The sequence below is a fragment of the Brevibacillus sp. BC25 genome (assembly GCF_000282075.1).
Taxonomy (GTDB): domain Bacteria; phylum Bacillota; class Bacilli; order Brevibacillales; family Brevibacillaceae; genus Brevibacillus.
Genome location: NZ_AKIX01000025.1, coordinates 21,247 through 48,176, shown reverse-complemented (window position 1 = coordinate 48,176; position 26,930 = coordinate 21,247). Strand labels below are relative to the sequence as shown.

The 26,930-nt window shown below is 48.4% G+C and carries 25 protein-coding genes and 1 riboswitch; of the genes, 14 read left to right on the top strand and 11 right to left on the bottom strand.

Annotation, left to right across the window (positions count from 1 at the left end):
- A partial coding sequence (locus PMI05_RS05785; protein WP_007718549.1) for an MFS transporter occupies nucleotides 1-535 on the top strand: 535 nt, incomplete at its 5' end.
- Here the strand turns inward: PMI05_RS05785 and PMI05_RS05780 are convergent.
- The 3 genes from PMI05_RS05780 to PMI05_RS05770 form a co-directional block, all read right to left on the bottom strand.
- Nucleotides 513-1,277 (bottom strand): carboxylesterase, encoded by a 765-nt coding sequence (locus PMI05_RS05780; protein WP_081496797.1) that lies wholly within the window; start codon nucleotides 1,275-1,277, stop codon nucleotides 513-515. The genes PMI05_RS05785 and PMI05_RS05780 overlap by 23 nt on opposite strands.
- A gap of 100 nt (nucleotides 1,278-1,377) precedes the next feature.
- Entirely contained in the window at nucleotides 1,378-2,034 is a 657-nt protein-coding gene (locus tag PMI05_RS05775; protein WP_007718547.1) for a CoA transferase subunit B, read from the bottom strand.
- Nucleotides 2,035-2,080: 46 nt separating this feature from the next.
- Entirely contained in the window at nucleotides 2,081-2,773 is a 693-nt protein-coding gene (locus PMI05_RS05770; protein ID WP_007718546.1) for a CoA transferase subunit A, read from the bottom strand.
- 265 nt (nucleotides 2,774-3,038) lie between these two features.
- Here PMI05_RS05770 and PMI05_RS05765 point away from each other — a divergent pair, with 265 nt between their 5' ends.
- The 5 genes from PMI05_RS05765 to PMI05_RS05745 all read left to right on the top strand — a co-directional run bounded on the left by PMI05_RS05765 (nucleotide 3,039) and on the right by PMI05_RS05745 (nucleotide 9,864).
- Nucleotides 3,039-4,286: an efflux RND transporter periplasmic adaptor subunit gene (locus PMI05_RS05765; protein WP_007718545.1), complete on the top strand. Its 1,248-nt coding sequence runs from the start codon at nucleotides 3,039-3,041 to the stop codon at nucleotides 4,284-4,286.
- A complete protein-coding gene (locus PMI05_RS05760) occupies nucleotides 4,279-7,527 on the top strand; it encodes an efflux RND transporter permease subunit (RefSeq protein ID WP_007718544.1) in 3,249 nt (1,082 codons plus the stop codon). The genes PMI05_RS05765 and PMI05_RS05760 overlap by 8 nt, the downstream gene beginning before the upstream one ends.
- Nucleotides 7,528-7,637: 110 nt before the next feature.
- Entirely contained in the window at nucleotides 7,638-8,141 is a 504-nt protein-coding gene (locus PMI05_RS05755) for a VanZ family protein (RefSeq protein WP_007718543.1), read from the top strand.
- Between the two features lie 63 nt (nucleotides 8,142-8,204).
- Entirely contained in the window at nucleotides 8,205-9,323 is a 1,119-nt protein-coding gene (locus tag PMI05_RS05750) for an acetate/propionate family kinase (RefSeq protein ID WP_007718542.1), read from the top strand.
- A 127-nt stretch (nucleotides 9,324-9,450) separates the two neighbouring features.
- Nucleotides 9,451-9,864, top strand: a complete 414-nt coding sequence (locus PMI05_RS05745) for a S1 RNA-binding domain-containing protein (protein WP_007718541.1) — start codon at nucleotides 9,451-9,453, stop codon at nucleotides 9,862-9,864.
- Between the two features lie 51 nt (nucleotides 9,865-9,915).
- Here the strand turns inward: PMI05_RS05745 and PMI05_RS05740 are convergent, their stop codons facing one another.
- Nucleotides 9,916-10,305 carry a rhodanese-like domain-containing protein gene (locus tag PMI05_RS05740; RefSeq protein ID WP_007718540.1) on the bottom strand — a complete coding sequence of 130 codons (390 nt, stop codon included), beginning with the start codon at nucleotides 10,303-10,305 and terminating at the stop codon, nucleotides 9,916-9,918.
- A 120-nt stretch (nucleotides 10,306-10,425) separates the two neighbouring features.
- Between PMI05_RS05740 and PMI05_RS05735 the strand changes: the two genes are divergently transcribed.
- Both PMI05_RS05735 and PMI05_RS05730 read left to right on the top strand, forming a co-directional pair.
- Nucleotides 10,426-11,313 (top strand): LysR family transcriptional regulator, encoded by an 888-nt coding sequence (locus PMI05_RS05735; RefSeq protein ID WP_007718539.1) that lies wholly within the window; start codon nucleotides 10,426-10,428, stop codon nucleotides 11,311-11,313.
- 5 nt (nucleotides 11,314-11,318) lie between these two features.
- Nucleotides 11,319-12,119: a S9 family peptidase gene (locus PMI05_RS05730; protein WP_007718538.1), complete on the top strand. Its 801-nt coding sequence runs from the start codon at nucleotides 11,319-11,321 to the stop codon at nucleotides 12,117-12,119.
- Here PMI05_RS05730 and PMI05_RS05725 read toward each other — a convergent pair.
- On the bottom strand, nucleotides 12,116-13,936 hold the full coding sequence (locus tag PMI05_RS05725) for an ATP-binding protein (protein ID WP_007718537.1): 1,821 nt from the start codon (nucleotides 13,934-13,936) through the stop codon (nucleotides 12,116-12,118). The two genes, PMI05_RS05730 and PMI05_RS05725, sit on opposite strands and share 4 nt — an antisense overlap.
- A 5-nt stretch (nucleotides 13,937-13,941) precedes the next feature.
- The gene (locus PMI05_RS05720; RefSeq protein WP_007718536.1) at nucleotides 13,942-14,952 is read right to left on the bottom strand and encodes a BMP family ABC transporter substrate-binding protein; all 1,011 of its coding nucleotides are present in this window, start codon (nucleotides 14,950-14,952) and stop codon (nucleotides 13,942-13,944) included.
- 168 nt (nucleotides 14,953-15,120) lie between these two features.
- On the opposite strand from PMI05_RS05720, the gene PMI05_RS05715 reads away from it, so the two are divergent.
- Together PMI05_RS05715 and PMI05_RS05710 are read left to right on the top strand one after the other, a co-directional pair.
- Complete coding sequence (locus tag PMI05_RS05715) at nucleotides 15,121-15,312, top strand: hypothetical protein (protein WP_007718535.1); 192 nt, start codon at nucleotides 15,121-15,123, stop codon at nucleotides 15,310-15,312.
- 119 nt (nucleotides 15,313-15,431) lie between these two features.
- A complete protein-coding gene (locus PMI05_RS05710; protein ID WP_039960321.1) occupies nucleotides 15,432-15,785 on the top strand; it encodes a response regulator in 354 nt (117 codons plus the stop codon).
- Between the two features lie 65 nt (nucleotides 15,786-15,850).
- On the opposite strand, the gene PMI05_RS05705 is transcribed toward PMI05_RS05710, so the two are convergent.
- Both PMI05_RS05705 and PMI05_RS05700 read right to left on the bottom strand, forming a co-directional pair.
- Nucleotides 15,851-16,837 (bottom strand): ornithine cyclodeaminase family protein, encoded by a 987-nt coding sequence (locus PMI05_RS05705; protein ID WP_007718530.1) that lies wholly within the window; start codon nucleotides 16,835-16,837, stop codon nucleotides 15,851-15,853.
- 17 nt (nucleotides 16,838-16,854) lie between these two features.
- Nucleotides 16,855-18,156 carry an MFS transporter gene (locus PMI05_RS05700; RefSeq protein WP_007718529.1) on the bottom strand — a complete coding sequence of 434 codons (1,302 nt, stop codon included), beginning with the start codon at nucleotides 18,154-18,156 and terminating at the stop codon, nucleotides 16,855-16,857.
- A 226-nt stretch (nucleotides 18,157-18,382) separates the two neighbouring features.
- Between PMI05_RS05700 and PMI05_RS05695 the strand changes: the two genes are divergently transcribed.
- The 3 genes from PMI05_RS05695 to ald all read left to right on the top strand — a co-directional run bounded on the left by PMI05_RS05695 (nucleotide 18,383) and on the right by ald (nucleotide 21,528).
- Nucleotides 18,383-18,952, top strand: a complete 570-nt coding sequence (locus PMI05_RS05695; protein WP_007718528.1) for a helix-turn-helix domain-containing protein — start codon at nucleotides 18,383-18,385, stop codon at nucleotides 18,950-18,952.
- A gap of 81 nt (nucleotides 18,953-19,033) precedes the next feature.
- Nucleotides 19,034-20,272 carry a CdaR family transcriptional regulator gene (locus PMI05_RS05690; protein WP_007718527.1) on the top strand — a complete coding sequence of 413 codons (1,239 nt, stop codon included), beginning with the start codon at nucleotides 19,034-19,036 and terminating at the stop codon, nucleotides 20,270-20,272.
- A 131-nt stretch (nucleotides 20,273-20,403) separates the two neighbouring features.
- Entirely contained in the window at nucleotides 20,404-21,528 is a 1,125-nt protein-coding gene (gene ald, locus PMI05_RS05685; protein ID WP_039960320.1) for an alanine dehydrogenase, read from the top strand.
- Nucleotides 21,529-21,590: 62 nt separating this feature from the next.
- On the opposite strand, the gene PMI05_RS05680 is transcribed toward ald, so the two are convergent.
- From PMI05_RS05680 to PMI05_RS05670, 3 genes are read right to left on the bottom strand one after another with little or no spacing between them, the layout of a single operon-like run.
- Entirely contained in the window at nucleotides 21,591-22,769 is a 1,179-nt protein-coding gene (locus tag PMI05_RS05680; RefSeq protein ID WP_007718525.1) for a Ger(x)C family spore germination protein, read from the bottom strand.
- A complete protein-coding gene (locus tag PMI05_RS05675) occupies nucleotides 22,766-24,142 on the bottom strand; it encodes a spore germination protein (protein ID WP_007718524.1) in 1,377 nt (458 codons plus the stop codon). Before PMI05_RS05675 ends, PMI05_RS05680 begins: the two co-directional genes overlap by 4 nt.
- Entirely contained in the window at nucleotides 24,132-25,232 is a 1,101-nt protein-coding gene (locus PMI05_RS05670; protein WP_007718523.1) for an endospore germination permease, read from the bottom strand. Before PMI05_RS05670 ends, PMI05_RS05675 begins: the two co-directional genes overlap by 11 nt.
- Before the next feature lie 151 nt (nucleotides 25,233-25,383).
- Between PMI05_RS05670 and PMI05_RS05665 the strand changes: the two genes are divergently transcribed.
- On the top strand, nucleotides 25,384-26,475 hold the full coding sequence (locus PMI05_RS05665) for a quinone-dependent dihydroorotate dehydrogenase (RefSeq protein WP_007718522.1): 1,092 nt from the start codon (nucleotides 25,384-25,386) through the stop codon (nucleotides 26,473-26,475).
- Nucleotides 26,476-26,607: 132 nt separating this feature from the next.
- A riboswitch (cobalamin riboswitch) is annotated at nucleotides 26,608-26,802 on the top strand.
- Nucleotides 26,803-26,930: the final 128 nt, after the last annotated feature.

The window sequence follows — 26,930 nt, the reverse complement described above, 5'->3', positions numbered from 1 at the left end:
ATTTACCTCCACGTTGAGCAGAGTGATCGAAGTACGCGAACCGCTTCTCATGATTGGCGGAGTCGTGCTGGGGGCAGCGGTGATTGCAAGTGTGATCCAAGGCATTCGCTGGGGGTGGGAGCCGTGGGCTGCCCCATTGGTAGGCAAATTGTCGGACAGGCATGGCCGGACGAATTTATTCATCGGGACATTGCTAGTCGCCTCCGTTCTGTTTGCCGTGTTGCAGGCAGCGTCTTCGCTTGTTCTATGGTTTGCGATTTTATTCGGCATCCAGCTGACCGCAACGATTATCACGACCGTGATGGATACCCTTGCGGCAGATGAAGCTGCAAGACAGGCCAACAGCCAAGCAGTAATGACACAATACTCAGTTGTAAGTGACCTGGGCGCAGCGCTGGGGCCGCTCTTAGCCTTCTGGCTGGATGAACAGGTTGGTCTGAGTCCAATGTACACCGGAATAGCGATCATCTTGCTTCTGGTCGGGCTTGTATGGTTGGGCCGACCAAAGCTGATCAAGATGGAAAGCGCTTCTTAATAGTTGTCATGACGTAAGCAATGGCTGCTTCCTTGTCCGGACCGTGCAGCAGCATATGGTTCGAATGCTCGTACCAGGTGATTTGCGGGGAGGCCGATTCGTCTACGCTGGTTGCGAGTATTTGTGCGCTCACGGCGTGTACAGTGTCGTCTCGCCTTGCTTGCAGCAGGAAATAAGGGGTCGTAATTTGAGGCAAAAGCGGCTTCGTTTCTGCCAACAGTCTGCGAAATTGCAGCATACTGCTAATAGGGATTCTGCCGATGCCATGTATGTAGCGTTTGGAGTGGGTAGAGAAATCCTCACGCAAATAGTGCATCGCCTCTTTGACATCCCAATATTTATAAGGGGTATTGATGGTAATCAGCAGGGCGACGGGGTATTTCGTCGTCAAGTGAAAGGCGAGCAGTCCTCCCATGGAAAATCCGATAACCACGATGGTGTCAGCACGCATGGACAGTCGCTTGTAGCCTTCTTCTGCCGAGCGGAGCCAGTCGTGGCGGGTGCTTTTTGCCATGTGTCGACGAGTAGTCCCATGTCCCTCCAAGGTAGGGCATTCCACCTGATAGCCAGCTTCGCGGAGCTTTTTGGCGAGTGGGAGTATGTCGTTGATGTCTCCGGCAAATCCATGGATGAGTAAGCAACCGACTGTTCCTGACATGGAATCTCTTCCTCTCAGATACTGGGAAATTTGATGGATCATCCATATTATATACGAAAAGGTGAGAAGGAGGCGACCACGCAAGTGTGCCCATACCAAGCAAAAAAAGGAAAGAAAAAGCGACTTCACGCAGCTGCGATGAAGTCGGCTATTCACTAACGGGGTTCTGTACCTGAAAAATAGGTTACAGCCCAATTGTTTTCAGTTCAGGAGAGATAACTAGCGTAGGTTGTGTGCAGGCTTGGATATCTTCCGCTGTATAGCCTTCTGCTACTTCGACGAGGACGAGCCCATCTGGTGTGACGTCCATGACTGCTCTGTCCGTAATGATACGGTTGACAACCTTCTTGCCGGTAAGTGGCAGAGCACATTCATTCAAGATTTTTGTCTCACCATGCTTGTTGACATGATCCATGATGACGACGATTTTTTTCGCGCCGTGGACGAGATCCATGGCACCACCCATGCCCTTGACCATTTTGCCAGGAATCATCCAGTTTGCGAGATCACCCGCAGCAGAAACCTCCATCGCCCCCAATATAGCGAGGTCGATATGGCCGCCGCGAATCATCGCAAACGATTCAGCACTGGAGAAGTAGGCTGCACCTGGAATAGCCGTAACGGTTTCTTTTCCGGCGTTGATTAGATCAGGATCTAGGTTTTCCTCTGTCGGGTAAGGGCCAATTCCAAGCAAGCCGTTTTCCGATTGCAGAACAACCGTTTTTCCTTCCGGGATGTAGTTGGCGACGAGCGTGGGCATTCCAATCCCCAAGTTTACGTAAAAGCCATCTTCTATTTCCCCGGCGGCACGAGTGGCGATTTGCTCACGTGTAAGCGACATCTGTGTTTTCCTCCCTTGAATGTAATCCGGTTCTCTCTTTTGCTGCTTACGAGCGGACAGTGCGTCGTTCGATGCGTTTTTCGAACGAAGGTGCCTGTATCACACGTTGCACATAGACACTTGGTGTGTGAATATGCTCAGGGTCCAGTTCACCTGTCTCTACCATTTCTTCTACTTCGACGATGGTAATTTTTCCGGCTGCTGCCATCATCGGATTGAAGTTTTGGGCTGTTTTGCGGAAGACGAGATTGCCCATCTTGTCAGCCTTCCACGCCTTGATCAGTGCGAAATCACCCGTGATGCCGTACTCAAGCAAGTACTCTTTCCCTGCGAAATCACGCGTTTCCCGTCCTTCAGCGATAGGTGTGCCGACTCCAGCTGGGGTATAGAATGCCGGAATACCAGCTCCGCCTGCACGAATTCTCTCCGCCAGCGTCCCTTGTGGCGTCAACTCGACTTCGAGCTCACCCGACAGAAATTGACGTTCGAATTCCTTATTTTCTCCCACATAAGAGGAGACCATTTTTTTGATTTGCTTTTCGCGTAAAAGGAGACCGAGTCCCCAATCATCTACCCCACAGTTATTTGAGACGACTGTCAAGTTTTTCACAGCTTTGTCCCGCAGGGCGATAATCAGATTCTCTGGAATTCCTACCAGTCCGAAGCCGCCCACTAATAAAGTGGCACCATCGTGAATATCAGCCACGATGTCCGTGTAAGAAGTGTAAATTTTGGCCATGACGATCACTCCCACCATGAAAAAATATAGGATTTGTGTAAGCGCTAACAATAGGGTCAGTGCAGATGCCCCGTTTCCCTGCCCTTCTATCATACTAGATACGAGTTACAAACAAGTGACGAGACATTTGGATTATAAAAAATAATGTAAAATGACAGAAAAGTAGTACAACTATACCATTTTTTTCTGTAAAATATATTTTGTCAATATTCGTCGATTCTTTGTTAGTATAGGAAGATTCAGGGAGAAATGTGGGGTTGCAGGAATGAAAAATACGAATAAATGGATAAGTCTCACGGTTGTGGTCCTGCTGCTCGTAGGGTGCGAAAAACTAAATGAGGATGTTTCAAGTCTGAAACGAACGAAAGAAGAAACAGTCATCAAGGTGAAAACGGTAAGTGCGTATACGGTGGAGAATGGCAAGGATGAGCGACTGATGGAAGTAGCTGGTGTAGTGGCACCGCGTCAGGAGCTGGCTTTATCGTTTGGGGCCTCAGGCAAAATTTCAGGCATTCTCGTTGAAAAAGGTGCCACTGTCAAGGCAGGGCAGACGTTGGCGACATTAGATGGAACGGCCTTGCAGCAAGGAATTCACGCAGCCCAAGGACAAGTAGCAAGTGCTGCGATCAAGCGGGAAAAGGCCGCCAAGGGACCGGAGAGTCATGAAGTGCAGACCAAGAAGCTACAGGTAGAAAAAGCGAGAGAACAGATGCAAAAAGCTCGCGACGAACTCACCAAAGCGGAGATTCTGTATGCGAATGGAGCCATCTCGAAAGATGAAAAAGACAAGCTGACCTCAGCGCTGCGACAGGCCGAGCTGAGTCTGGAAGAAGAAAAAGTTGCGTACAACAACCTGCTGAAGGGCGCCGATCCACTGGATATCGAAGAAGCGAATGCAAGTATCCAGCAGGCGAATGTTCAATTGAGCCGCGCGAAGCAGGAAGCGGCTGATGCGGTGATCAAAGCTCCGTTTACAGGTGTGGTTGCAGCGATCTCCAAGACTGCGTCAGAGCAAGCCGGACCTGGGACAGAGGTCATTCGGATGGTCGATACGAGCTCCTGGCTTGTCAAGCTGCAGGTAGAAAGGGAGCAGATCGGTTATTGGCAGGCAGGTAAAGTGGTAAAGGTGAAAGCTCCGGATGGCAGTGAAGCAGAAGGAAAAGTGACGTTTGTCTCACCTGTTATGGATACTAGCTTGGGGTCTTATCCAGTAGAGGTGACCGTAGACGGCAAGAATGTAGCGTGGAAGGGTGGCATGACTGTCACTTGTCAGTATCCGCTGCCAGCGTCAAATGTTGCGCTCGTTCCTGTTAGCAGCATCGGTGTCTCTGATGAAGAATATTACGTCATGAAAATCAATGAACATTCAGTGGAAAAGACGTTTGTCAAAGTGGGGGCATTGCAAGGAACCTTCTATGAGGTAGTGGAAGGCCTCGTGCCTGGTGACCAGATTGTTGCTGCAGGCTTGTCGTATGTAGTGGATGGTGAGGCGGTGAAGGTGGCGGATGAATAACAAGACATTTTTATCGATTATCCCCTCCTTTGCCCGCATCTTGGCGGTCATTTGCTGTCTACTTGCGGTAGGAGCTTGGTTCGGTCTGGATATCAAGACGTTTCCGGATCGGTCTGTGCCTGAATATACAATCAGTCTCTCAGCACCCAAACTCTCCTCTGCGGAAGTAGACGAATCTGTCGCGAGAAAAGTAGAGGAATCAGTACGTTCATTGGGCAGTGTGCTTACGATTGGTTCCGAATCTCGGACGGGGTCGGCGGTTATTACTGTAAAAACATCGGAACAAATCGGTTCGGATTACAAGGAACGTCTGGAAAAGAAGCTGGGAGAAATCACGAAGCAGCTGCCAGTGCAGGAGTGGAGCGTCAGTCAAAGCAATCTGGCAGATAGCAAAATTGGCTTTTATGTCCTGTACGGCACGGACTTGCAGACCTTGTCTGACGTTGCCCAAAATACCGTCTACGACAAACTGATCAATTTGCCAGGAATTGCTCGCATCGAAATGGACAAGCAAGCCTTGAAAGAACAGATAGATATTATTTTCCGACCGTCCATGCTACTCGCCTACGGGCTCACACCTGCTGATGTTCTGTCACAACTGCCGACAGATGTGGTTGGAGAAGAGGTAGGCTCTGTTGGAGCTGATAAGGATCGAGCGATTATTCAATGGACGAGTAAATCGGAAGGGCTGCAAGATCTGGGTAAGCACTTGATCTCCACCGATAAAGGATACGTACCACTAAATACGTTGGCTGACATTCGTGATCGACGCGGGAGCAAAGGCGAACAAATCGGGATGTATCGAGGCTCGCCTGCATTAGGAATCAATGTGTACGCAGCAGATGTCGGGCAATTGCCTGTGATCAGCAAGCAAGTAAAGGAAGCGGTTGGCGAGTTGAATCAGGCTTCAGGCGGCAAGTACCGCCTCGATTTGTTTCGTGACGACGCGCAGACTATCACCGCTGCATTGAGACAGCTTGGGACACTGGCTGTTCTAACTGCTGTCATCTGTTCGCTCTTTTTGTACCTGACCAGAAAACAATTGTCAGGGGCTGTACTCGCGCTTTTGGCAAACGTTCTAGCGGTCGGCAGTGTTCTTGGAAGCATGTGGCTTTGGGGAATCCCATTGACGCTCTCCACGCTTGGACCACTCGTGTTGTTTTCACTATTGTTCACAGGAGCAGGCTCTGCGTTGTTTCATCAGTTTTCTCGATTGCCCTCGTACTCGGTTGTTCGTTGCTTGCAAGTGGCGTGGGGGTTGATGAAGCCGTTTTTGCTCACGGTTGTCGTAGTGGCAGCCTGTTGGACAGGTGTCGTTTTCACTGATTTCCTCAAGGCAGAAGACAAGGTTGTCTTGTACGATGCTTGGCCAGTCCTTTTGCTGGGGACGTTTGCTCTTATTCTTATCTATGGATTTATCACGCCGGTACTGACAGGAACATGGCTGGAAGCTTCCGAACGAGTAGAGGAGGAAACACCACGGGCCTCCAATAAAGTGACAAGTTATTTTCAAGATCGCTGGGAACGACTGGTGGAACAAGGGTATTTGCCTTATGGAATCACACTGGTTGCCTCGCTTGTCTTTGTCTTTTTGCTCAAGTCATTTATTCTTGTAGATCCGTACGCCAAGCTCGATTATGGCGACAAGTCGCTTTCATTGCCAATGGTGCAGGGAAGCAGCATCGATGAGGCCATGCGGGCAGCACAAATAGCTGAGGAGCGCTTGCTCGCCATTGACGAAGTCCGAGATGTCTACACAATTGCCTCCGAAGAAAATCTGAGCTTTCAACTAAAGCTCGTGGACAAATACGATTGGACGCAATCAGTCTCGGAGCTGGAAAAAGTACTGGACAAAGAGCTGCGAGATATTCCTCAGACAGATCCGTTTGCGTTGGTCATTAATAAAGACAAGGCAACTCGTCTCGTCTTGACGATCATGGGGCCATCCTTGCAAACGACGCAGAACATTGCCAATGAAGTATTGGCATTCATGGAAAAACAGAGTGCGAAGGATAAAGAGGGGCAAGAATTGGTAACAGATGAACGAATCGGTCCAGGTGCAGAGGGTACCTTTATCGACATTCGTCCGAAACAAGAGATGTTGGCACGCTACCGGATTACGCAAGAGGAGATCAAGAGACAACTGGAGAGCTATTTGGGAGAAAAAACAGCTGGTCGTGTCTATTGGAATGAGCGTCAGGTACCTATCCACGTCCGATTCCCTGACGGGTGGATGGACTATCCGGATCAGGTGAAAAATATTTTGATTCGAACCTCACAAGGTACGGTGCGATTATCTGAGCTGGTAGATTGGTCGATCGGCAGTGAACCGCCTATTTATCAACGGGAAGACGGACTGTATGTCTTCAAGGTAAGCAGTGCCGTTTCAGACCCAAGTCGAATTGAGCTGTGGTCGTACATCATTCCTTATTCCATGCAAGAAAAGGTAACGATACCTGAAGGCTACACGGTATATAACGACGATGAGCTGAAGAAATTGGAGGAGAAAAAGCTCAACAAGGTTGATTGGAGCAGCCGCTTCTTGACGATTGGCAGTCTGATTGCCCTCGTACTTATCATGAGCTTGCTTTTGCAACGCAGAACGCGCGATGGATTATTTGCCCTCGTTCTCTTGCCAGTCTTGTCTGGAGGCTTTGCGCTGGGATTGCTGTGGTTAGATCGACCCATGAACGTTATGAGCTTCTACGGTATGATTGCTGCCATTGCCGTCATCGTTTTGCAGGCACTTCTTGCGATGGATGAGCTGTACAAGGCCCAATCCGAACAGGAGCGAGTTTGGGACGGTATCAAGCTGGGGGCCAAACGAATCATGGTCAATCAATCGGGGATATATTTGGCGATCGCGTTAGCTAGCCTTCCGCTAGCTGGGGGCTTGGGTAATGGGAATGATTCATTTGCGTCCTTTGCCAGTGTATTGTTGTTTGGCATTCTAATGGGGGCATTTGCCACAATGGCACTTCTTCCTGGTATGCAACATGCAGCTGTGCAAAGACAGACTGCCCATTCTGAGATGTCCTTGCCGATCCTCGCTCGTCATTTGCGGATTTGGTGGGAAAACAACCAAGTACGTCGCCGCGATTTCAAAGAAAGAAAACGGGAACAAGCCCGCTCACAAAAAACAGGACAAGTCGAAGAATCGAACCACGATTCCCGGGGGTATGTGCCTGTACAAGAGGACTTCCTGCCTCTTTCTTCTTCTACACATGACGCCAACCGCTAAAATAGGTTGGCGTTTTTCTTTTTCAATCGTTCACGTAGCTGTAACCGACTAACCAGGTATGCGTCATGGTAAGATAGGAAAGAGAATCGAAAGCAGGGGGTAGCAAACACGTGCGTCGATATCGAAAAGTATGGGATTACTTGCTTTTGATTGCCATTCTGCTTGGGTTGTTCATTTCTTCTTCACAGCCATACGCCAAGCAAGACATGCGAGGGACGATAGACAAGCTCGTGGATGAACAGAGCTTACAGGACCGTATAGGCGACATATCCATTCCGTACGGAGGCAAGGATGTGAGCCTGGAAGAAAAGGGAGCGGCTGGTTTTATCGAGTTCTTGATACGGAAAGGGACACACTTTACAGTTTTTGCCTTCTTGGCTTATAGCTGGTATCGCGTATTTTCGCATCATCTCTCGTTTGGGCAAGCACTGCCCTGGAGCGCTTTTTGCAGTGTGATGACGGCTGTTTTGGATGAATGGCACCAGACGTTTACACCGGATCGAACCGGAATGGTGCAGGATGTTTTGCTCGATGCATCTGGATCTGTCACGATGTTGTTGATAATTGCTCTCAATTACCTGTATTCACAAAGAGCATATCGTTATAAAATGTAGGGAGCCTATCCATCCTATGAGGAGAAAAGGCTGCGATTGAATGATTGGAGAGTGGAGTAGATCGTGGTAGAAAAAAAGAATGTCCTTGTACTGAACTGCGGAAGTTCTTCGGTGAAGTACAAGCTGTATGAAATGCCTTCCAAAACATTGATTGCGCATGATTATTTGGAGCAAATCCAGCGTGACCAATATGAAGATGCTATTCGGGGAGTGTTTGAATCCCTCAAACAATATTCGATAGATATCGTTTCCCATCGTGTTGTCCACGGCGGGGAAGCATTTAAGCAGTCCGTTATTATTAATGACCAAGTAAAAGACGAAATTCGTAACCTGTCCCGTTTCGCCCCGCTTCATAACCCCATTAACCTGACCGGGATTGAAGTTGCTCAAAGTCTGTTTCCTGATTTGATTCACGTAGCTGTTTTTGATACAGCGTTCCACCAAACGATGCCACCATCCTCGTATTTGTACGCACTGCCTTATGAATACTACGAGGAATACGGTATTCGTAAATACGGTTTCCATGGAACATCTCACCGCTATGTAATGGGCCGTGCAGCAGAAATGATGGGTCGCCCGAAAGAGCAGCTTCGTTTGATCAGCTGCCACATCGGAAGCGGGGTAAGTATCACGGCGATCCGAAATGGTGAATCGTATGATACGTCGATGGGGATGACGCCGTTGGCTGGTTTGTCCATGGGTACGCGTAGCGGAAACATTGACCCAGGTATCATCCCGTATATTGAGGAAATTGAAAAGACCGACACGGCTGGCGCTATTAAGATTCTGAATAACAATAGCGGTCTCATGGGCGTATCGGGTGTATCCAATGATTTGCGCGACGTTATGAAAAAAGCAGAAGAGGGACATCATCGCAGTAAGCTTGCGCTGGAATTATTTACCACTATTTTGCATAAGCATGTGGGACTGTACCTCGCGCGACTGAACGGAGTCGACGGCATTATCTTTACAGCTGGTGTTGGAGAAAACAGTTCTGCCGTGCGTGAACTGGTTTGCGCTGGTCTGGAATATGCTGGAGTGAACCTTGATCGTGAGGTAAATCGCACAAGCAAAGGCGAGGCATTTATTAGCACGAAGTACTCTCCAGTTAAAGTAATGGTAATCCCGACAAATGAAGAGCTCGTTATGGCAATGGATGCATTCGAACTAGGCCATAAATAGTTTGGAATAAGCGCCTAGAAAGAATAGGCTTTTCAGTATTGGAATTTCTCTGCTATACTAAGAGAATGAGGCTTCTGGTTTGAGGTTCTCACCATTTTTCTGAAAAAATAAAAGGAGTGCAAACTGGATGGCAGTACAAGTGGGAAGCATCATCGAAGGAAAAGTGACAGCGATTAAACCGTTTGGGATGTTCGTAGCAGTCAGCGAAACCGAGCAGGGGCTGGTCCACATTTCCCAAGTAGCAAACGGTTTTGTTAAGGATATCAATGATCACTTTACCGTGGGGGCACAAGTAAAGGTAAAAGTACTCTCCATTGATGATGCAGGTAAAATCTCGCTCTCGGTTCGCGCAGCACTCCCAGCGCCTGAGCGTCCGGAACGTGAAGAACGCCGTGGTGGTGGATATCGTGGAGGCGACCGCGGAGGGAATGCAAAACGAGAAAGCGGAGCTTCTTTCGAAGATAAGATGAAAAAATGGATGAAGCACAGCGAAGAGAACCTTGCGACAATCAACAAAAAGAACGCAAAACGCGGCTACTAAGCCTTGCGATAACGTGAAAAGGACGGGGATAATTCCCGTCCTTTTTTGCGTCTAGTGTTCCAGGGGATTTCCTTCCTTTAGCCAGTATTCAAACCCGCCGAGCATTTCTTTTACTCGAAAGCCAAGAGCGGCCAGTTTCGCGCACGCCTTCGCAGCACCGTTGCAGTTGGGACCCCAGCAGTAGACGACCATGAGCTTGGTCGGGTCCAGAACAGCCGTCGTTTCAGCGGAAATAAGGGAATGGGGGAGATTCAGAGCCCTGGGAACGTGACCATCCCGATATGCTTTCTCGCTGCGAGCATCCAGGATGTAGAAGCCTTCCATTCGGTTTTGGATGTCATTCCATACATCAGCGACATCTGTCTCGAGAGAAAGCTTGTTGAGAAAATGAGTGCGGGCTACTTCAGATGACGCGGCGGGTGTTTGCAAAACAAGGGACATATCAAAATCCTCCTCGGTACGTGTGATGGTTATGTATAAAAGCATAGCATTGAAGCATTCATCACAGTTATCTATACTATTCAATGAGGATCATTACTAATTTCTATGGGAGGCAGCGGGATGGAGCTGGTCTATTTACATACTTTTCGCGAAGTAGCTCGGTATGGGAGCTTTACACGGGCAGCAGAAGAACTGGGCTATGCTCAACCGACGGTAACGGCACAAATGCAAAAGCTGGAGCAGTCGTATGGAGCACCGCTATTTGAAAGATACGGACGCAAGCTGCGACTGACGCAAGCAGGTGAAGCCTTGCTGCCGTATGCACGGGAATTGATTCGTCTGTATGGGGAATCTAAAGAAGTGATTAAGCAACAGATGACAGGTCCGATTGCCATTGGAACGATTGATACATTGGCGGCGTTCTTTCTGCCGCCGTATTTGCAGGCTTTTTGTCAGCAATACCCTCAGGTTGATTTAGTATTGCGGACGGCTGGGGAAGCAGAAATTGTGCAACAGATCAGAGATGGTTATCTCGATTTCGGAATCATTTTCGATCGCCCTTGTACAGACCCTGAGTTAGTCACCCACGTTATTCGTGAGGAAGAATTGGTGATCGTCATGCCACCCGTACATCGATTGGCAACAGCAACGGCACTCACTGTCCATGATTTGGGCGGCGAGCCACTTGTATTGACCGAAGAAGGCTGTACGTATCGGGGCATGCTGCTGGAGGCCTTTGGAGAGGCTGGAATGAGTCAGCGAATCGCCTGCCAGTTCAGCAATCCGGAAGCGATCAAGCAGTGTGTACGCTGTGGCTTGGGTGTAGCTTTGTTGCCGCTCATGGCGGTCAAGAGAGAGCTTGCAGAAGGGGTGCTCACAGCCATCCCGTTTCAGTCAGATAAGCCGCCTTTTTCCATTCAGCTTGTTTATCATAAAAAGAAATGGCTATCACCTTCGATGGTGACGCTTGTGGATACGATTACGAGATCACAGAGAGAGGAATCGTGAGCAGGATGCAGCTAGAGACTTCACCATTTGTCGCATGTACACCCGAGGAGACAGTCCATCCGGGAGTGCAGCTCTATACCGTCAGCTACTACAGTCAAGACTTGCTGGTAAAAGCCGCCTTGGCTGTACCAGAGGCCTATTTTCAGGAGGGAGCATGTTTGCCAGCTCTCCTGTATTGCCGAGGCGGGATAAAAGGAGTGGGACGGGTAAGACCCGAGCGAATTAGCCAAATGGCAGCCTTTGGCTACGTGGTCCTCGCTCCTCATTACCGTGGCAACGAAGGCGGAGAGGGCCGGGATGAATTCGGTGGGGCAGACAGGCATGATGTGTTTGCTGCATTTGAATTGCTCCGCAACCTGGAGAAGGTGGATAAGGAGCGAATCAGCGTCTACGGCTTTTCACGCGGTGGCGTCATGGCCTTGTTTGCTGCAATGGAGTGCAAAGGCATGCTGTCTTGCGTCGTATGGAGCGGCGTCAGCGACATGTTTTTGACCTATGAGGAGCGGGTTGATCTGAGAAGGATGCTGCGCAGAATCATCGGTCACCCGCGCAAGCAGGAGGATGCCTATCGCGATCGGACGCCTTTGTATCGGATGGACGAGATTTCTTGCCCTGTGCTGATCATACATGGAACGGAAGATGAGAATGTGGGAGTGGAGCATGCTCATAAATTGGCAGATGCGCTGACGCGGGCAGGTAAACCGTATGAAAAATGGCTGGCGCAAGGGGCCAGCCATCTGTTTGTCGGAGAAGATATGGAGATGTATACGCGCAAGATGTTCGCTTGGCTGGATGCGCAAGTCTAATCTTCTTTTGGAGTAAGCGGTAGCGTGATGATGATTTCCGTTCCTTTCCCCAGCTTACTGTTCACGTGCAGCTCCCCACCGTGGTTTTCAACCATTCGACGCGAAATTGGCAGCCCGAGACCTGTCCCATCCTCTTTTAAGGAGAAGAACGGATCGAATATACGCACCAGATACTCTTGGGAAATGCCTTCTCCCGTGTCTTTGACATGAATATGGACAGCTTGTTCGTCCAGGCGGCTTTCAATGGAGAGAACGCCGCCGTCTTTCATGGCTTCAATGCTGTTTTTCATTAAATTTAACAGGATTTGCTTTAATTGCTCGACATCGACGTGAATGCGAATGCTCGGATCACAGCGGTCTACGATTTCAATCCCATGCAGCATGGCCTCGGCATTCATCAAGGGAAGAATCGAATGAACGACACCTGTTAGCGCAACCTCGCGATAATCGGGCTTGGACGGTTTAGAGAGCATCAACAACTCCGTCACGATGCGGTTGACCCGTTCAATTTCCTGTAAGATCAAGGGCAAGTAGTATAAATCGCGCTCTTGATTCGATAAACGCTGTTCCAATAGCTGAATAAAGCCGTAGATGACCGTTAGCGGATTGCGAATTTCATGAGCGGCTCCCGCTGCCAGCTGACCGACCATGGCCAGCTTCTCGGATTGATTCAAGTACTCTTGAATTTGCTCCTGTTCCGTAATGTCCAAAAAGGCGACCATCCACCCCGTTTCCTGATCGTGGTGATGATTGTGCAAAGGAATGTAGGAGACCAGGGCAATGAATGGCGTGTCGTCTTTTTTATACAAGGTCATTTTGCGATTGACGAACCAGGGGGTCGGCTCATTGCATGTGGGTGCTTCAAAGGAAACCTTGGATACGGGGTAACCGTGATCGTCGAGCTTGACCAAATGCTGTGCCAGCTGGTTTACATGAAGACCGACTGTCGCATGGGAATGGGTAATAATCCCAACAGGCAGAGAGTTTAAGATTTGCTCCCGGATGTTTTTTTCTTCGGTTAAAATTTGCCGTTGCCTTTCATCTTGTGCGAATAGATTGGCGATGCTGCTCGACATTTTATTGAACTCCTGCGCCAACTCAAGGAATTCATCTTGATGGGTATAGACGATTTGTTGGCCGAATGTTCCTTTCGATACTTCACGCGCTTGCTGCATCAGAGACTGGATCGGGCGCAGCAGCTCATTTCGGAAGTAAAACGTACAGAATAGCCCAAACAAGATAGAGGCTACGGAAACCGAATACGTCAGGATCAACGAGACTTTTATGCTCTCATTCGAATTCTGAAACTCTTTGTTCGTCTGATACTCCAGCTGATTGAGTGAAAAGGACAGATCTCGTTCCAACCGGTCGAGCAATGGCTGTACTTCATTGGAAAGGACATAGCTGACGGCGGGAACATTCCCTGCTTGCAGCAACGGATTTATTTTGTTCAAAAAAATAAAGTCCAGTTTTGATATCGATTCAATAATGGTAAACAAGCCACTGTTCGCCTCGGTTTTGGGAAGCGAGGAAAAACGAGCGGTATCGATCAGATTTGTATAGTACTGATCCAGGTAAGACTCGTCGCGTGTCAATGTATACATGTTCAACGCATATGTCTTGGTGTAAATCTGGTTTTTGACTTCCAGTAAGGCGCTCGTTTGCGGTAAGAGGTTTTGCGTCAAATACACTTCATCAGAGGTGACCTTGGTCATTTGATAGCTGAACAGGGTCGTTACGCAACCGATGAGAAGCATCATTACGAGATAGCTGAGCATGATTTTTTTCTGAAATCCAAGATTGCTGAAAAGGGGCATGCTGATTAACCTCCATACGAGCCACGGGAAGGAATGAGATTTTTCAGTTCCCGTTCTAAATCTTCACGTACATCTGCTGGCACCATGTGTCCGAATTGACTGAGATGGTTGACTCCTTCGGCAAGTCCGTACATAACTTTTCCATTGGGGAGGTCCCCTTGAATAAACTGTTCCGTAATGATGCGGTAGCACTGACGAACATCCTGCATCATGGAGGCAAGCACGTAGTCTGGAGCGATGTAGCGCTGATCGGCAATATATCCGATGGTGAATACTCCTGCGCGCTGCGCTTCTGTAATCACTTCGAGATTGAAGCTGTCGCCTGTGGTGTAGATGACATCCACACCTTGTGAAATCATGTCGCGAGTCGTGCGAATGGCCCCCTCAATGTCATTGAAATCAGGAACTTTTCCCACAACGATAGTGGTTTGGGGCGATGCCTTTTTCACGCCATCGATAAAGCCCTCTACTTGAAGTAACTCTGTGGGCTTGTCTACCATGATGTATCCGACTTTATCTGATTTCGTCATTTTAGCGGCTAGGATACCGACGAGCTTGCCGGCAGGCTTCATATCGTAACGAATCGTCGTCTGATTCGGATGCGGAGCCTCTCCGTTAAAGGAAACAAAGTGTGATTTCGGATACCGATTCGCCACGTCTGTAAAAGGTTCAGAGAAGATGAGGCCATGACCGAGTATGAGATCATAGTCGTTGGCTGCATATTTCTCAGCCACCTTCGTGATCTGCTCCGGTTTTATATTATTAGCGATTTCGAGTGAAAAGTTAAATCTTTTTTGCAGTTCTGTCATACTCTCCAGTGCACTGCTGTTCCAGCCTTGATCATAAGTGGGGCCCTCCAACAACAGGGCGACACGCACTTTGTCAGAAGAATGGCTGCTTTTATTTATGACTTTATCGAGATGCTTCATGCTTGTAACGAACTGACTGGTAATGAGCAGAAGCAGCCCGACTACCAAACCAGTAAATAAGACGGGAAATGGCAGCAGCTTTGGCATGCGGGATTCCTCCATAGAAAAAAAGCATAATCCACTTAAAAATATAAATACACGTCATGCCTATTATATCGGTTCTGTGAAGGTTGTGCATGGAAAAAAGGGATACGGACAGGCTAATCGTATGGAGAACATCCTGCATAGCGGGAACAGAAGGGAGGCGTACACGCGATGGAAAACGATATGGTGGAAATCCCCCAGATTCATATTCCAGATGAGGTAACACAGGTCGATCGACCGGAGATTGGAGAGACCACTCCACACCCGAAACCAGATAGTCCTCTGGCGTCGAATGGGACAGCTGAGCCCGCCAGCGACAGCGATTCGAAAGAGAGCAGCGAGCGAATCGGCTTTATTTCATAATACCGATCGGATTTCGCGCTATTCGACAAAAGAAGTCATTTTCTCTCGTGGACAAGCCTTGCGATTTCTGCAAAAGTAGGAAGTAGAATAGCAAGCGAGATGCGAGGGGATAAGACTGCATGGCCCGATTGCTGATAGTAGATGACGCAGCCTTCACGAGAAGGGTGCTAACGGATATGCTAGGCGAACAACATGAAGTTTGTGGAGAAGCGAGCAATGGTTTGGAGGCAATTGAAAAGTACAAGGAGCTCAAGCCAGATATTGTCACCATGGATATTACCATGCCGCACATGCACGGGATTGAAGCCATGCGCCACATCTTGGATTTTGACCGTGATGCCAAAATTTTGATCTGCTCGGCAATCGGGCACCGGCAGAAGGTGCTGGAAGCGATGAAAACAGGAGCGAGTGATTTTGTCGTGAAGCCTTTTCAAAAAGAGCAGATGCTCGATGCAATCGCACGACTTTTGTAGATAGGAAAAAGCAAACAGCCGCCAAAGCCCGGGTGGGAAGGCGGCTGTTTTTTATAAGCCATGATTTACAAGCTGATTTCTGTTCCAATGCCGTTTGCTTTCGCACGTTCATAGACCGTTTTGGCAACGGCTGTGTCCAAATAAGCAATACCCACGGATTTGTACAGCGTGATTTCTTCATCGTTTTCTCGGCCAGGCTTTTTCCCAATCAGAATGTCTCCCAGCTCAGCGTGCATTTGTTCAAAGCTCCATTCGCCGCGTTCAATCGGAATGAGCAGATCGCCGGCTTCGTGCTGGGCTCCCTCGAGTGTATCGACCACGACTTTGCTGTTTTGTACAGTAGTCAAGTCGACCTCCTGCATATGGGGAAGAAAAGCACCGATGGCATTAATATGCGTACCAGGACGCAAGCGTGTTCCATCAAACAACGGGCTGGTAGCCTTGGTGCTGCAAATCACGATTTCGGCATTCGCAACCGCTTCATTGGCGTCATCCATAACCGTGATTTGGCCTTGCCACTCCGGGTAGAGCGAGAGTAGTGTTTGTTTCATTTCGTCCGCTTTCCCACGTGTGCGGTTATAGAGATAAATGTTTGTCAGCGGACGGACTTCCATGACGGCTTGAATTTGTCCGATGGATTGTGCCCCGCATCCCAATACAGCACAGCTTTGTGCATCTTCTTTTGCCAAGTATTTGGTTGCAACACCACTGCTTGCACCTGTGCGCATAATCGTCAACAGGCTCGCGTCCATCATTGCCACATGCTGTCCAGTTTTTGCTTCGGTCAACACGATCACGCTTTGGAGTGCTTTGATATCGTGCTTGTGATTCTCCGGGAAAATACTGATGATTTTTACCGCTACGTAATCGTCCGTTTCCAAATAGGACGGCATATATAGACTGGTTGCTCCGTATTTTGGATGGTCAATGGCAGTACGAACAGGGGTGGTGACGTTTCCCAGCATATGCTCACGGAAGACTTGTTCCACATCTTCCAAGCAATCTTTCATCGTATAGATTTGTTCAATGTTTTCACGGCTTAATACTAGCATCTCATTCTTCCTTTCCATCAGGATTCGTCCAAATCCAAATCCTTTGTTTCCTTCGTAGCAGAAACTGCAATGAGAGAAATAACCCCGGAAATGACAATGTACAAAGCGATTGGCACCCACGAGTTAAAGGAGTTTAACAAGGCAGTAGCGATCAGCGGAGCAGTACCGCCCGCCAAAGCAGCGCCGAGCTGGTAGCCAACCGTTACCCCAGTATAGCGTACATTCGTACTGAAAATCTCGGAGAACATCGTACCCAATACAGCTGTGACCGGAGCCCAGAGAATCCCGAGTCCGATGACTGTAGCGACGGTAAGCCAGAGAGCTGATTTCAATGACAGCATATAAAAGTAAGGGAATGCAAACAGCATCATCGCTATAGTTCCCACGATATACAATGGCTTTCTGCCTACCTTATCGGACAGCATGCCCATGTACGGAATCGCGATGGTTGTCACTAATGTGGCGATCGTCACGGCATTGAGTACCGTTATTCGGTCGTAGCCCAAGTAGTTCGTCGCGTAGGCAATAATAAACGTCGAGAAAATATAGAATGGCGCGGTTTCTACCACTTTGGCTCCGACGGCAATCAGAACAGCTTTCCAGTGATAGCGAAATGTATCTACGATGGGAACTTTCGCAATGTTCCCCGTCTTTTTTGCTTCTTGAAAAGCTGGTGTTTCATCGATGCCATTGCGAATCCAGAGTCCTAAAAAGACAAGTGCTGCACTCAACAGAAACGGAATTCTCCAGCCCCAAGACATGAATTGATCATCGGGAAGCGCACTCATTAAAGAAATGGCCAACGTACCGAGCAGCATGCCGATTGTTACACCCATTTGCGGGATACTTCCAAAAAAGCCGCGTCTGCCTTTGCCGGAGTACTCTACGGCGAGAAGCAATGCACCTCCCCATTCACCGCCGATCCCCAAGCCTTGAATCAAACGCATCAGGACGAGAAGAATCGGAGCCCAGACGCCAATGGCATTGTAATCAGGCAGCAAACCGATCAAGACGGTAGCGCCTCCCATCAGCGACAACGTCAAGACCAGCGTCTTTTTACGACCGATTTTGTCCCCGATATGACTGAAGATCACGCCACCCAAAGGCCGGATGAAAAAGGGAAGACCAAATGAGAGATAAGAGAGCAGTAAGCCTACAGCTGGATCTGACGAAGGAAAAAATAGCTTGTTGAATACGAGCGATGCCATGGTTCCATACAGGAAAAAGTCAAACCACTCAATGGAGCTGCCAATAAGGCTCGCGACCAATGCTTTGTTTTGAACCTTTTTGGAAACGTCGGCTTGTGTTTGTAATGCCATCGGGTAATCCTCCTTTGTCGGTAGATATTGAAGTATCACTTCAATTTATGAGTGAAGTAGCACTTCAATTTTTTAAAAATAAAGCGGTTACAAATCTGATAATAACAAAGATTATAAAATGTAATATAATTTGTAGCAATAGTAAAAGTTGATACTTATGCTAACTTTACAACTTTTTTCGAGAAAGAGTATGATAGACCTATCCTTTTTACGGCGAGGTATGCAAATGGAACCTACCATTGGTGTATTAATCAAATCGCTTCGTGTCGGCAAGAAGAAGACACTCAAACAAATTGCAGAAAAAACACAGCTGTCTATCAGCTTTTTGTCCCAAGTAGAGCGTGGGAAGTCATCCATCACGCTGGAGTCATTGAAAAAAATTTCGGAAGCCTTGGGAGTGAGCCCAGGCTATTTCTTTTCGGGTGAGTCGAGTGGAGGGAATGGGCAGGTACGCAGGGCGAGCAAAGAGCGATCTGGGCTTTTGCATGCGCCTTTTGTGTATGAGGACCTGTCCGGTGATTTGACGAATCCGTCGCTGGTACCGATTCTCGTCACGCTTTCACCGTATGGAGAAAAAGGCACGCCTTTTGTACATAAGGGGCAAGAGTTTATTTACGTCCTCGAGGGTGTGTTGACTCTTTTGCTGGGGGAAGAGGAGCATGATTTGTTCCCCGGCGACAGCATTCATATGGATTCATCCGTACCGCACAATTGGGTGAACCGTACAGGCGAGGTCACCAGATTCCTTTGTGTCAATTCGCATGACAGCGACATGATTCCGACCGCTTCTTATTAATTGAGACAGAGCGTTTAGCGAAGTCATGTTTTCTACTATAATAGAGGAACGCGTAGAAAAGAGCGGTAAAGAGGTGAAAGTGTGCCCGTAGAGCCTAACTATTTTCAACAGTATCAGCATGCTGATATCGAGGAATTAGCTGATGTCATTGGAGAACTTTTGCAAAATCCGATTACGGTTGAAGATGCCGATCATAAACTGATTGCTTACAGCTCACACGGAGAAAGCACAGATGAAGCGCGCTGGTCTACCATCATGGGGCGACGGGTACCGGAAAAAGTGCTGACGCGCCTTTGGAAGGACGGCGTATTTCAGGAGCTGTTAACGCAAGGCGACCCCGTACACATCCCGGCCAAGGACGAAATCGGCTTGGGGAAACGTGTGGCGATTGCCATTCGCAGAGGGAGCGACGTGCTCGGTTACATTTGGGCACAAGAGGTGAATCGACCGATTACCCGGGAAGATGATGAAATTCTTCGTCAGGCAGCACGCGTAGCCGTCTCACGTCTCATCCAACGGCAGGGAAAACGCAAGGCGGAGGAGCAGCGACGCAAGGAATTTCTGTGGGAGCTGTTACTGGGGAATCACAGCAGTGAGGCTGTCATTCGCCAAAAAGCGGACACCTTGCAGATGCAGCTTCCAACCTCTTATCTAATTTGTATTATTGAAGCGGCAGGAGCGCGTCTGGACCAGTACTTGTATCCGTTATTAATGCGTGACAAGCTGCTCTGGGTTGTCGACGGCTCGCAAATCATCTTATTGATCGGTCTGTCCGATGCAAAAAAAGACAAGAGTGACGTACTCATTCGTAAGGTGGAACAGTTCCTTTCCGACTCGCTCGGCAAGCTCGAAGCACATGTCACGGAAGGACGCCAGGTGATTGCCGGGTACGGAAGAGATTACAAGTCGTATACAGATATTGTGAAAAGCTACAGGGAAGCGCTGCATGCGCTCAAGATCAAAAAGCTGTTTCCGCAGGAAAATGAGGGGATTCACGGGTACCACGAGCTTGGGATTTATCGATACCTCCTACAACTGAAGCAGTGGGAAGAGGAGCAGGGCTACCAGAATGAACGGCTGGAAAAGCTCAGACAGTACGATCGGGACAACCAGACCACGCTCTTGACGACATTGGAGACTTTTTTGGATGCCGCTGGCAAGGTCAACAAGACAGCAGAGCGCCTGCATATCCACATTAATACGTTGAGCTACCGACTGAGACGAATTGAGGAGATCATGCGTGTCGATCTCGACAATATGAACCAGCGGGCTGCCTTATATTTAGAGTTGAAAATAGCCAAATTAGATGGGGAACAGTAGTTTGTTTGTGAATTTTCACAAATGAAAAGACGCTAAAATTAAAGGAATCTCCAAGGAGTATGCCCGAGGATACGCTGTACAATAATAGTAACCGCAAAGAAATTGGCGTTTCCAAGGAGGACATACTTATCATGATCGTTGGAATTCCAAAAGAAATTAAAAATAATGAGAACCGCGTAGCCATTACCCCAGCAGGTGTAGCTGCTCTGGTACAAAACGGACATTCCGTTCGTGTAGAAACAAGTGCAGGGCAAGGCAGTGGTTTTACGAATGAAGATTACAAGGCAGTAGGCGCTGAGATCGTAGAAACAGCAGCAGAGGCTTGGGCGTCTGACATGGTAATGAAAGTAAAAGAACCACTCGCTGCTGAATACGGATATTTCCGCGAGGGTCTGATTCTGTTCACGTATTTGCATCTCGCACCAGAGCCTGAATTGACTCGTGAATTGATCGATAAAAAAGTGATTGCAATCGCTTACGAAACCATCCAGCTCGACAATGGCGCTCTGCCTCTGTTGATGCCGATGTCTGAAGTAGCAGGCCGCATGTCCGTTCAAATCGGCGCGCAATTCTTGGAAAAGCAATACGGTGGAAAAGGTGTTCTGCTCGGTGGCGTACCAGGCGTACCAAAAGGCGAGGTAGTCGTAATCGGCGGCGGAATCGTAGGGACAAACGCAGCAAAAATGGCGCTTGGACTGGGTGCAAATGTAACGATCATCGATGTAAACGCAGACCGTCTGCGCCAACTGGATGACCTGTTCCAAGGCCGCGTTCAAACGCTGATGTCCAATTCCTTCAACATCGCAAACGCTGTGAAAAAAGCAGATTTGCTGGTAGGAGCTGTACTCATTCCAGGTGCTCGTGCTCCACGCCTGGTAACAGAAGACATGGTAAAAGAGATGGCACCTGGTTCTGTGATCGTAGACGTTGCGATTGACCAAGGCGGGTCGATCGAAACCGTTGACCGCATCACAACTCATGACAAGCCAACCTATGAGAAGCACGGTGTGATTCACTACGCTGTAGCCAACATGCCTGGTGCAGTCGCTCGTACATCTACATTGGCCCTGACCAACGTAACCGTTCCTTACGCTGTACAATTGGCGAACAAAGGCTACGCACAAGCAATTCGCGACAACAAAGCATTGGCAAAAGGCGTAAACGTCATCGACGGCAAAGTCGCTTACAAGGCTGTAGCTGATGCGCATAACCTGCCATATGCTTCTATCGAAGAAGTTTTACTGGTGAAAAACTAGCTTCAACGATAAATAGTAAAGAAGAAACTGCTTGCCCGAGCTTACGGCAAGCAGTTTTTTAATTATTCATTCGGCCCAAGCGGGTCAGGGTATTTGACCGAATCCATCTTCATTTTTCCGGAATCACTTAAGTACATATGCACCTGGATTTGGGTCAGGGAATCAGGTGTGAGCTTATTTCGCTTGCGTATTTCGTATTTTCGCCAAGCCTGATAGTCTTTTTTAAACAAACTTTCCTCCAAGCTATACAGATCAACCCCTGCCTTGACTCCTTTCAGAAACGTCCCGCGAATTTGCTCGGCTACCTGTTCTTCAGAGTTTTTCCGTACGAAAGCAGGCGTAACCGTACTCATCATTTCACGAACGAACCCCTTTAGTCGAACATTGACCTGATAACGAGGATGGTCCCCGGTGGTTATCGGAGTGATGTCCAATTTGACATGCTCAATGCGCATTGTTGCTTTGGGAATGTTGTTTTGTCTCACAATGAGGCCAGCAAATTTCGTGTCACTATTCATCCACCGAATCCCCATTAAATCACGATTGGGGAAGTAACGCTGCCAATTTCCACGATGTATGGCGTGGATGCCATCGATGGAGAGACGAGAAATATAACGGTTATTTTCTTTCCACGAACGCTCGTACAGCGTGATGTTTGGCAATAACACGGTGTTTGATGGCTCCCAATAGTTCGAGATAAACCGAAAAAATTGGATCGGCTCGATAAACGAACGCTGCTCGTAAACATCTCTTGGCTGATGCAAGAGAGAGTCCAATGGAGAAAATCCGACCAAAGAATGAGCGCTTAATACTTTGTCAATCGGCTCCCGCGTTCCGAATACCCATTTGGTGTAACGAATCAAACCGTATCGATTCATAATATCATGGGAGGTAGTAACGCCCTTTTGCAAGAGACGCTCATGAAATACGAGGGAGGATACAAAGCCTAGAAACACGGGTACCTGTGCGTTTTTTTGCAGGTTATCAAAGGCAGACTGTAGCGTTTTCCCTTTTCCGATCGAAATGGTCGCAGGTGGTGCTTGAAGGGTGGTTGATGACTCCTGCTTGGCGACGGTAGACAAATCGGTGGATTGGGCGTATAAAACATATTCATTGTTGACGTAATCAATGCCAATTGCAGATAAGTAGCGAAGGTCCTGAATCGATTTCTGGTCCCAGCAGCCGCTAAGAAGAGTCGTTGCCAACAGCAGCATAGCAGAAGCAATCCGCATGCACTTCATTTATGATCGCCACCCGATCTCGTCCGAAAAAAACTGGTCATGGTCTTGAACAAGACAATGAACAGTGTGGACAAGGAGTTGGATGAACCCATCAAAATATACGATCTGCCAAAGGAGGTCAAGGTAGACAAGTAGTATACGATGGCAATCATCCCGAGGATAAAGCCATACATGCCGATGGTTGCGGAAAGGAAGAAAACAGCGAAACGGGCCACGGTAACGGCTCCGCTTAATGCCTGGTTGACCAGTGTGAAGGAGGCAACGACTGTAAGGGAGCCGATAAAAAGCATCGAGGGCGATGTCAGTCCTGCACGAATGGAAGCATCCCCGATGATCAGTGCTCCGACTAATGCCAGTGTCTGCCCGACGTTTTTGGGCAAACGGGCACCTGCCTCACGCAGAAATTCAAAGATAAACAAGATGATAAAAAGCTCCATCGGCGCGGAAAACGGCAGCCCTTTTCGGCCTTGTGTAACGGTAGCGAGCAATTGAAAAGGGTATTGCTCTATATTATAGGCGGACAGGGCAATCCAGAAGCCAGGCAAAAAGATCGCGATCCAAAATCCACCCAGGCGCAGCATGCGTTCCAGCCATACATAAGTAACCGGATACTGATCATCTTCGGGAGATTTGATGAGTTCGAGCAAGGTAACAGGGGCCACGATTGCCAAGGGTGAGCCGTCTATCAACACGATCACTTTACCTTGCAGCAGCATGTAAATCGCAAAGTCAGGACGTCCCGTATAATCAACTAACGGAAACAGCGAACGAGTGTTGTCACTGAGTAATTTTTCCAGGATAGCGCTATTCAAGATTTTTTTTGACCTACAATTGAGGAGCCTCTCGCGCATCATCTCCACGAGATCCGAAGATACCCCATCCGTGATATACATCATCGCAACTCTTGTACGCGAGCGCGTTCCGAGAATAAAAGGCTCATAGGCCAGGGTAATGGTTCGCATACGCTTGCGAATGAGAGCCACATTCGTGGAAAGATCCTCGACGAAGCCGTCGCGGGGACCTTTGATCGATATCTCTGTATTGGCTTCCTCAGGGCCACGCTCCGGCCGATTGGAGATATCCCAGGCGAATGGCGGGGAGTCTCCAATGAAAATCAGCAAATCTCCTGCAAACAGTCGCTCAACCCACAACTCTGGATTCGTGAAGAGCGGAAAAAGAGGCAGGGAACGCAAATCACCAATAGCCAGAAATCGCTCCAATTGCGGCAAGGCCGTATCTTGTAATTGACGAACGTCTGCAAGTCCTTCGCAATAAAGCATCAATACAGGCTGGTCCTCAGATGTGACCGTGCGCAAAAAAACGACGTCCGCACAATGCGCGAATTTTTCCCGCAGTTCCTCTTCAAGGGTCATAAGGGGCCCCCTCCTGTCTGGATGGTTTGCGCAGGGATATCAGGATGAGCGCGAGTGAGACAACAACCATGATGACGAAGTAAAGTGGGTAGTATACACGCGATAAGAAGGCTACGAATTGCATGTCGCTGTAAGGGAGGCTGGTGAGGGCAATCATGCTTCCGCCGAAAAACAGCATCATGAATTTGCGTTGCTTTCGGGTTCGTATCGTGATCAAATCTCCTAAAAGAATCAGGCAAAGCGTTATTCGAATAAAAGCACCAGAAAGCCACTGAAAAATCGAGAAAAACTCCATGTTCTCGATGTCTTTTCCGATCGTGAGTAGCCGCCATTGTTCAAATGCAGGAAAACGTTGACGAGAGGACTCCACAGGTCCAAATTCTGCAATTGCCCCTGTCAGTGGGCTGAGTGTCAACAGCAGCGTGATACCGAGCATGACAAAAAAGTGTACGAGTCGAAACGGCTTTCGTACGTGATGCTGGAGCAACAGGAGCAGAAACAGCTCGGTGAAACCGCCGCCAACGTAAAGCATCCCATGTAGCAGCGGACGAAAACCGTTCTGGAAAAGCGGGAGCAAAAGACTATAATCCTTTTTGGGAATATTGCCAAAAGCAACGAAAAATCCGAGCAACACGACTATGGGGAGCAAGACGCCTGCGGTGATTCCAACGGAGGTCATACCTCCAATAGAAGCGAGTACACATAGCCCAATCAAGGCTAAAGCGGTCACCCACTCGGGTGTTCGAGGCAAGTAGTTTACGGTTGTCCAAGTTTGCGTATCGATCAGATTCGTTAGCGCCATAAGATACAGGCAAATCATGATTGGAACGAGCAAGAGATTGCTGACGATTTTTCCTGACCGTTGTGAAATCCATTCATACAAAGACTGTTGATCCAAACTTCGATTAATCACAAACAGCAGATACGCCCAGAAGGAAAAGGGGATACCAGCAAGCAACACGCTCAACCAAGCATCTCTTCCGGCTTTACTCAATAAGAGGGGGATGACGGTTACGTGGTTCGTAATGCCGATCGTCAGCATCATCACCATAATGGCTTGACCAATCCCGATTTTTCCGTCCACTTTCATGAAAGACTTATCCCCCTGTGCGTGGTGGTGCTGTTAGGATTTGCCTGCTTGCTTGGAAATATGTATCAGGTATAAAGGTTACATCCGTCCGAAAAAGTATGGTATTCTACTATGAGGTAAAAAGGTAGAAACAGAGTAAGGAGTGCAGCCGATGTATCAGCTCATAAGAAATTATCTGTTCCAGCAAGATGCGGAAGAGATTCATGAAAAGACAATTGGTGCCTTAAGGCTGGTGGAGGATTCTGCTCCAGGCAAAAGCATCCTGAAGATGATCTATCAGGTAAAAGACCAGCGGTTGGAGAATAAGCTGTGGGGAATGACGTTTCCGAATCCAGTCGGACTTGCAGCCGGTTTTGATAAAAATGCAGAAGTCTATCATGCGTTGGGTGCTCTTGGTTTTGGATTTGTGGAAATCGGGACGTTGACGCCGCAGGGGCAGCCAGGCAATCCGAAGCCGCGTTTGTTCCGATTGCCGGAACATCAAGCTGTCATTAACCGGATGGGCTTCAACAATCACGGTGCGTATTTGGCTTCCCAGCATTTGGTCGGTTACGCATACTCAGATGTTCCGATTGGGATTAACATTGGGAAAAACAAAGTAACGCCGAATGAAGAGGCGGCCATCGACTATATCAAATGTATGGACATGCTCTATGCATACGGTCACTATTTCGTCATTAACATCAGCTCTCCGAATACCCCGAATCTGCGTGACTTGCAGGAAACAGAGAGCTTGCGTCATTTGGTGCGTGCAGTAAGGGAAAAGGCGACCGAAATGGAAGCGCGTGCCATCAAGAAAAAACCGATATTGCTGAAAGTAGCACCAGACATGTCGGATGAGCACATGCGTGATGTTGTTCACGCTGCTGTTGAAGAAGGCATTTCCGGAATTATCGCTACCAATACGACACTGTCACGCGAGGCGGTTTCCGGACATCGATTTGCCGAGGAAGCTGGTGGCTTGAGCGGAAGACCTCTTACGGAGCGTTCCGCTGCTTGGGTGAAGGAGATTTATCAAGAAGTAGGAGACAAGGTACCAATCATCGGTGTCGGAGGTATTTATAACGGCGAAGACGCCTACGCGAAAATCCGAGCAGGAGCCAGTCTCGTTCAGGTGTATACGGGGATGATTTATCAGGGCCCAGGTATCGCCAAACAAATTAACAAAAAGCTGCTCAAGCTCATGCAGCGCGATGGTTTTAAACATATTAGTGAAGTAATTGGCGTAGACGCAAAAGAATAGATAGAACAAGTACGCATAGGTAGATGGCTCCGTTTGTAGTGGGTCATCGACTTATGCGTTTTTGCTTATATTCTTCCGATTTATGTAGTGATCCGGTATAATGATGTGGACAAACATGAATTGTCTGTCAATTTCATATTGTCGGCGTTAGGTGCCTTTATGTGACGCATAAAGGGTAACAGGGAATCGGGTGAAAGTCCCGAGCGGTCCCGCCACTGTAACCAGGGAGCTCTCTTTGAGAAGGAAACCACTCATTTTCGTATGGGGAAGGACAAAGAGCGCATAGATCTGGAAGCCAGGAGACCTACCTAGTAGCCACACCCACAGAACCTTCGCGGAAAGGAGCGGTGAATACGAGGCAATGAGGCTGTATAGTCAGTCTGTTGTTTTGTGTGCACATCTCGTCCATTGATGGATGGGATTTTTTTGTTTGTAGGCAAAGAACAAAAGTCAGT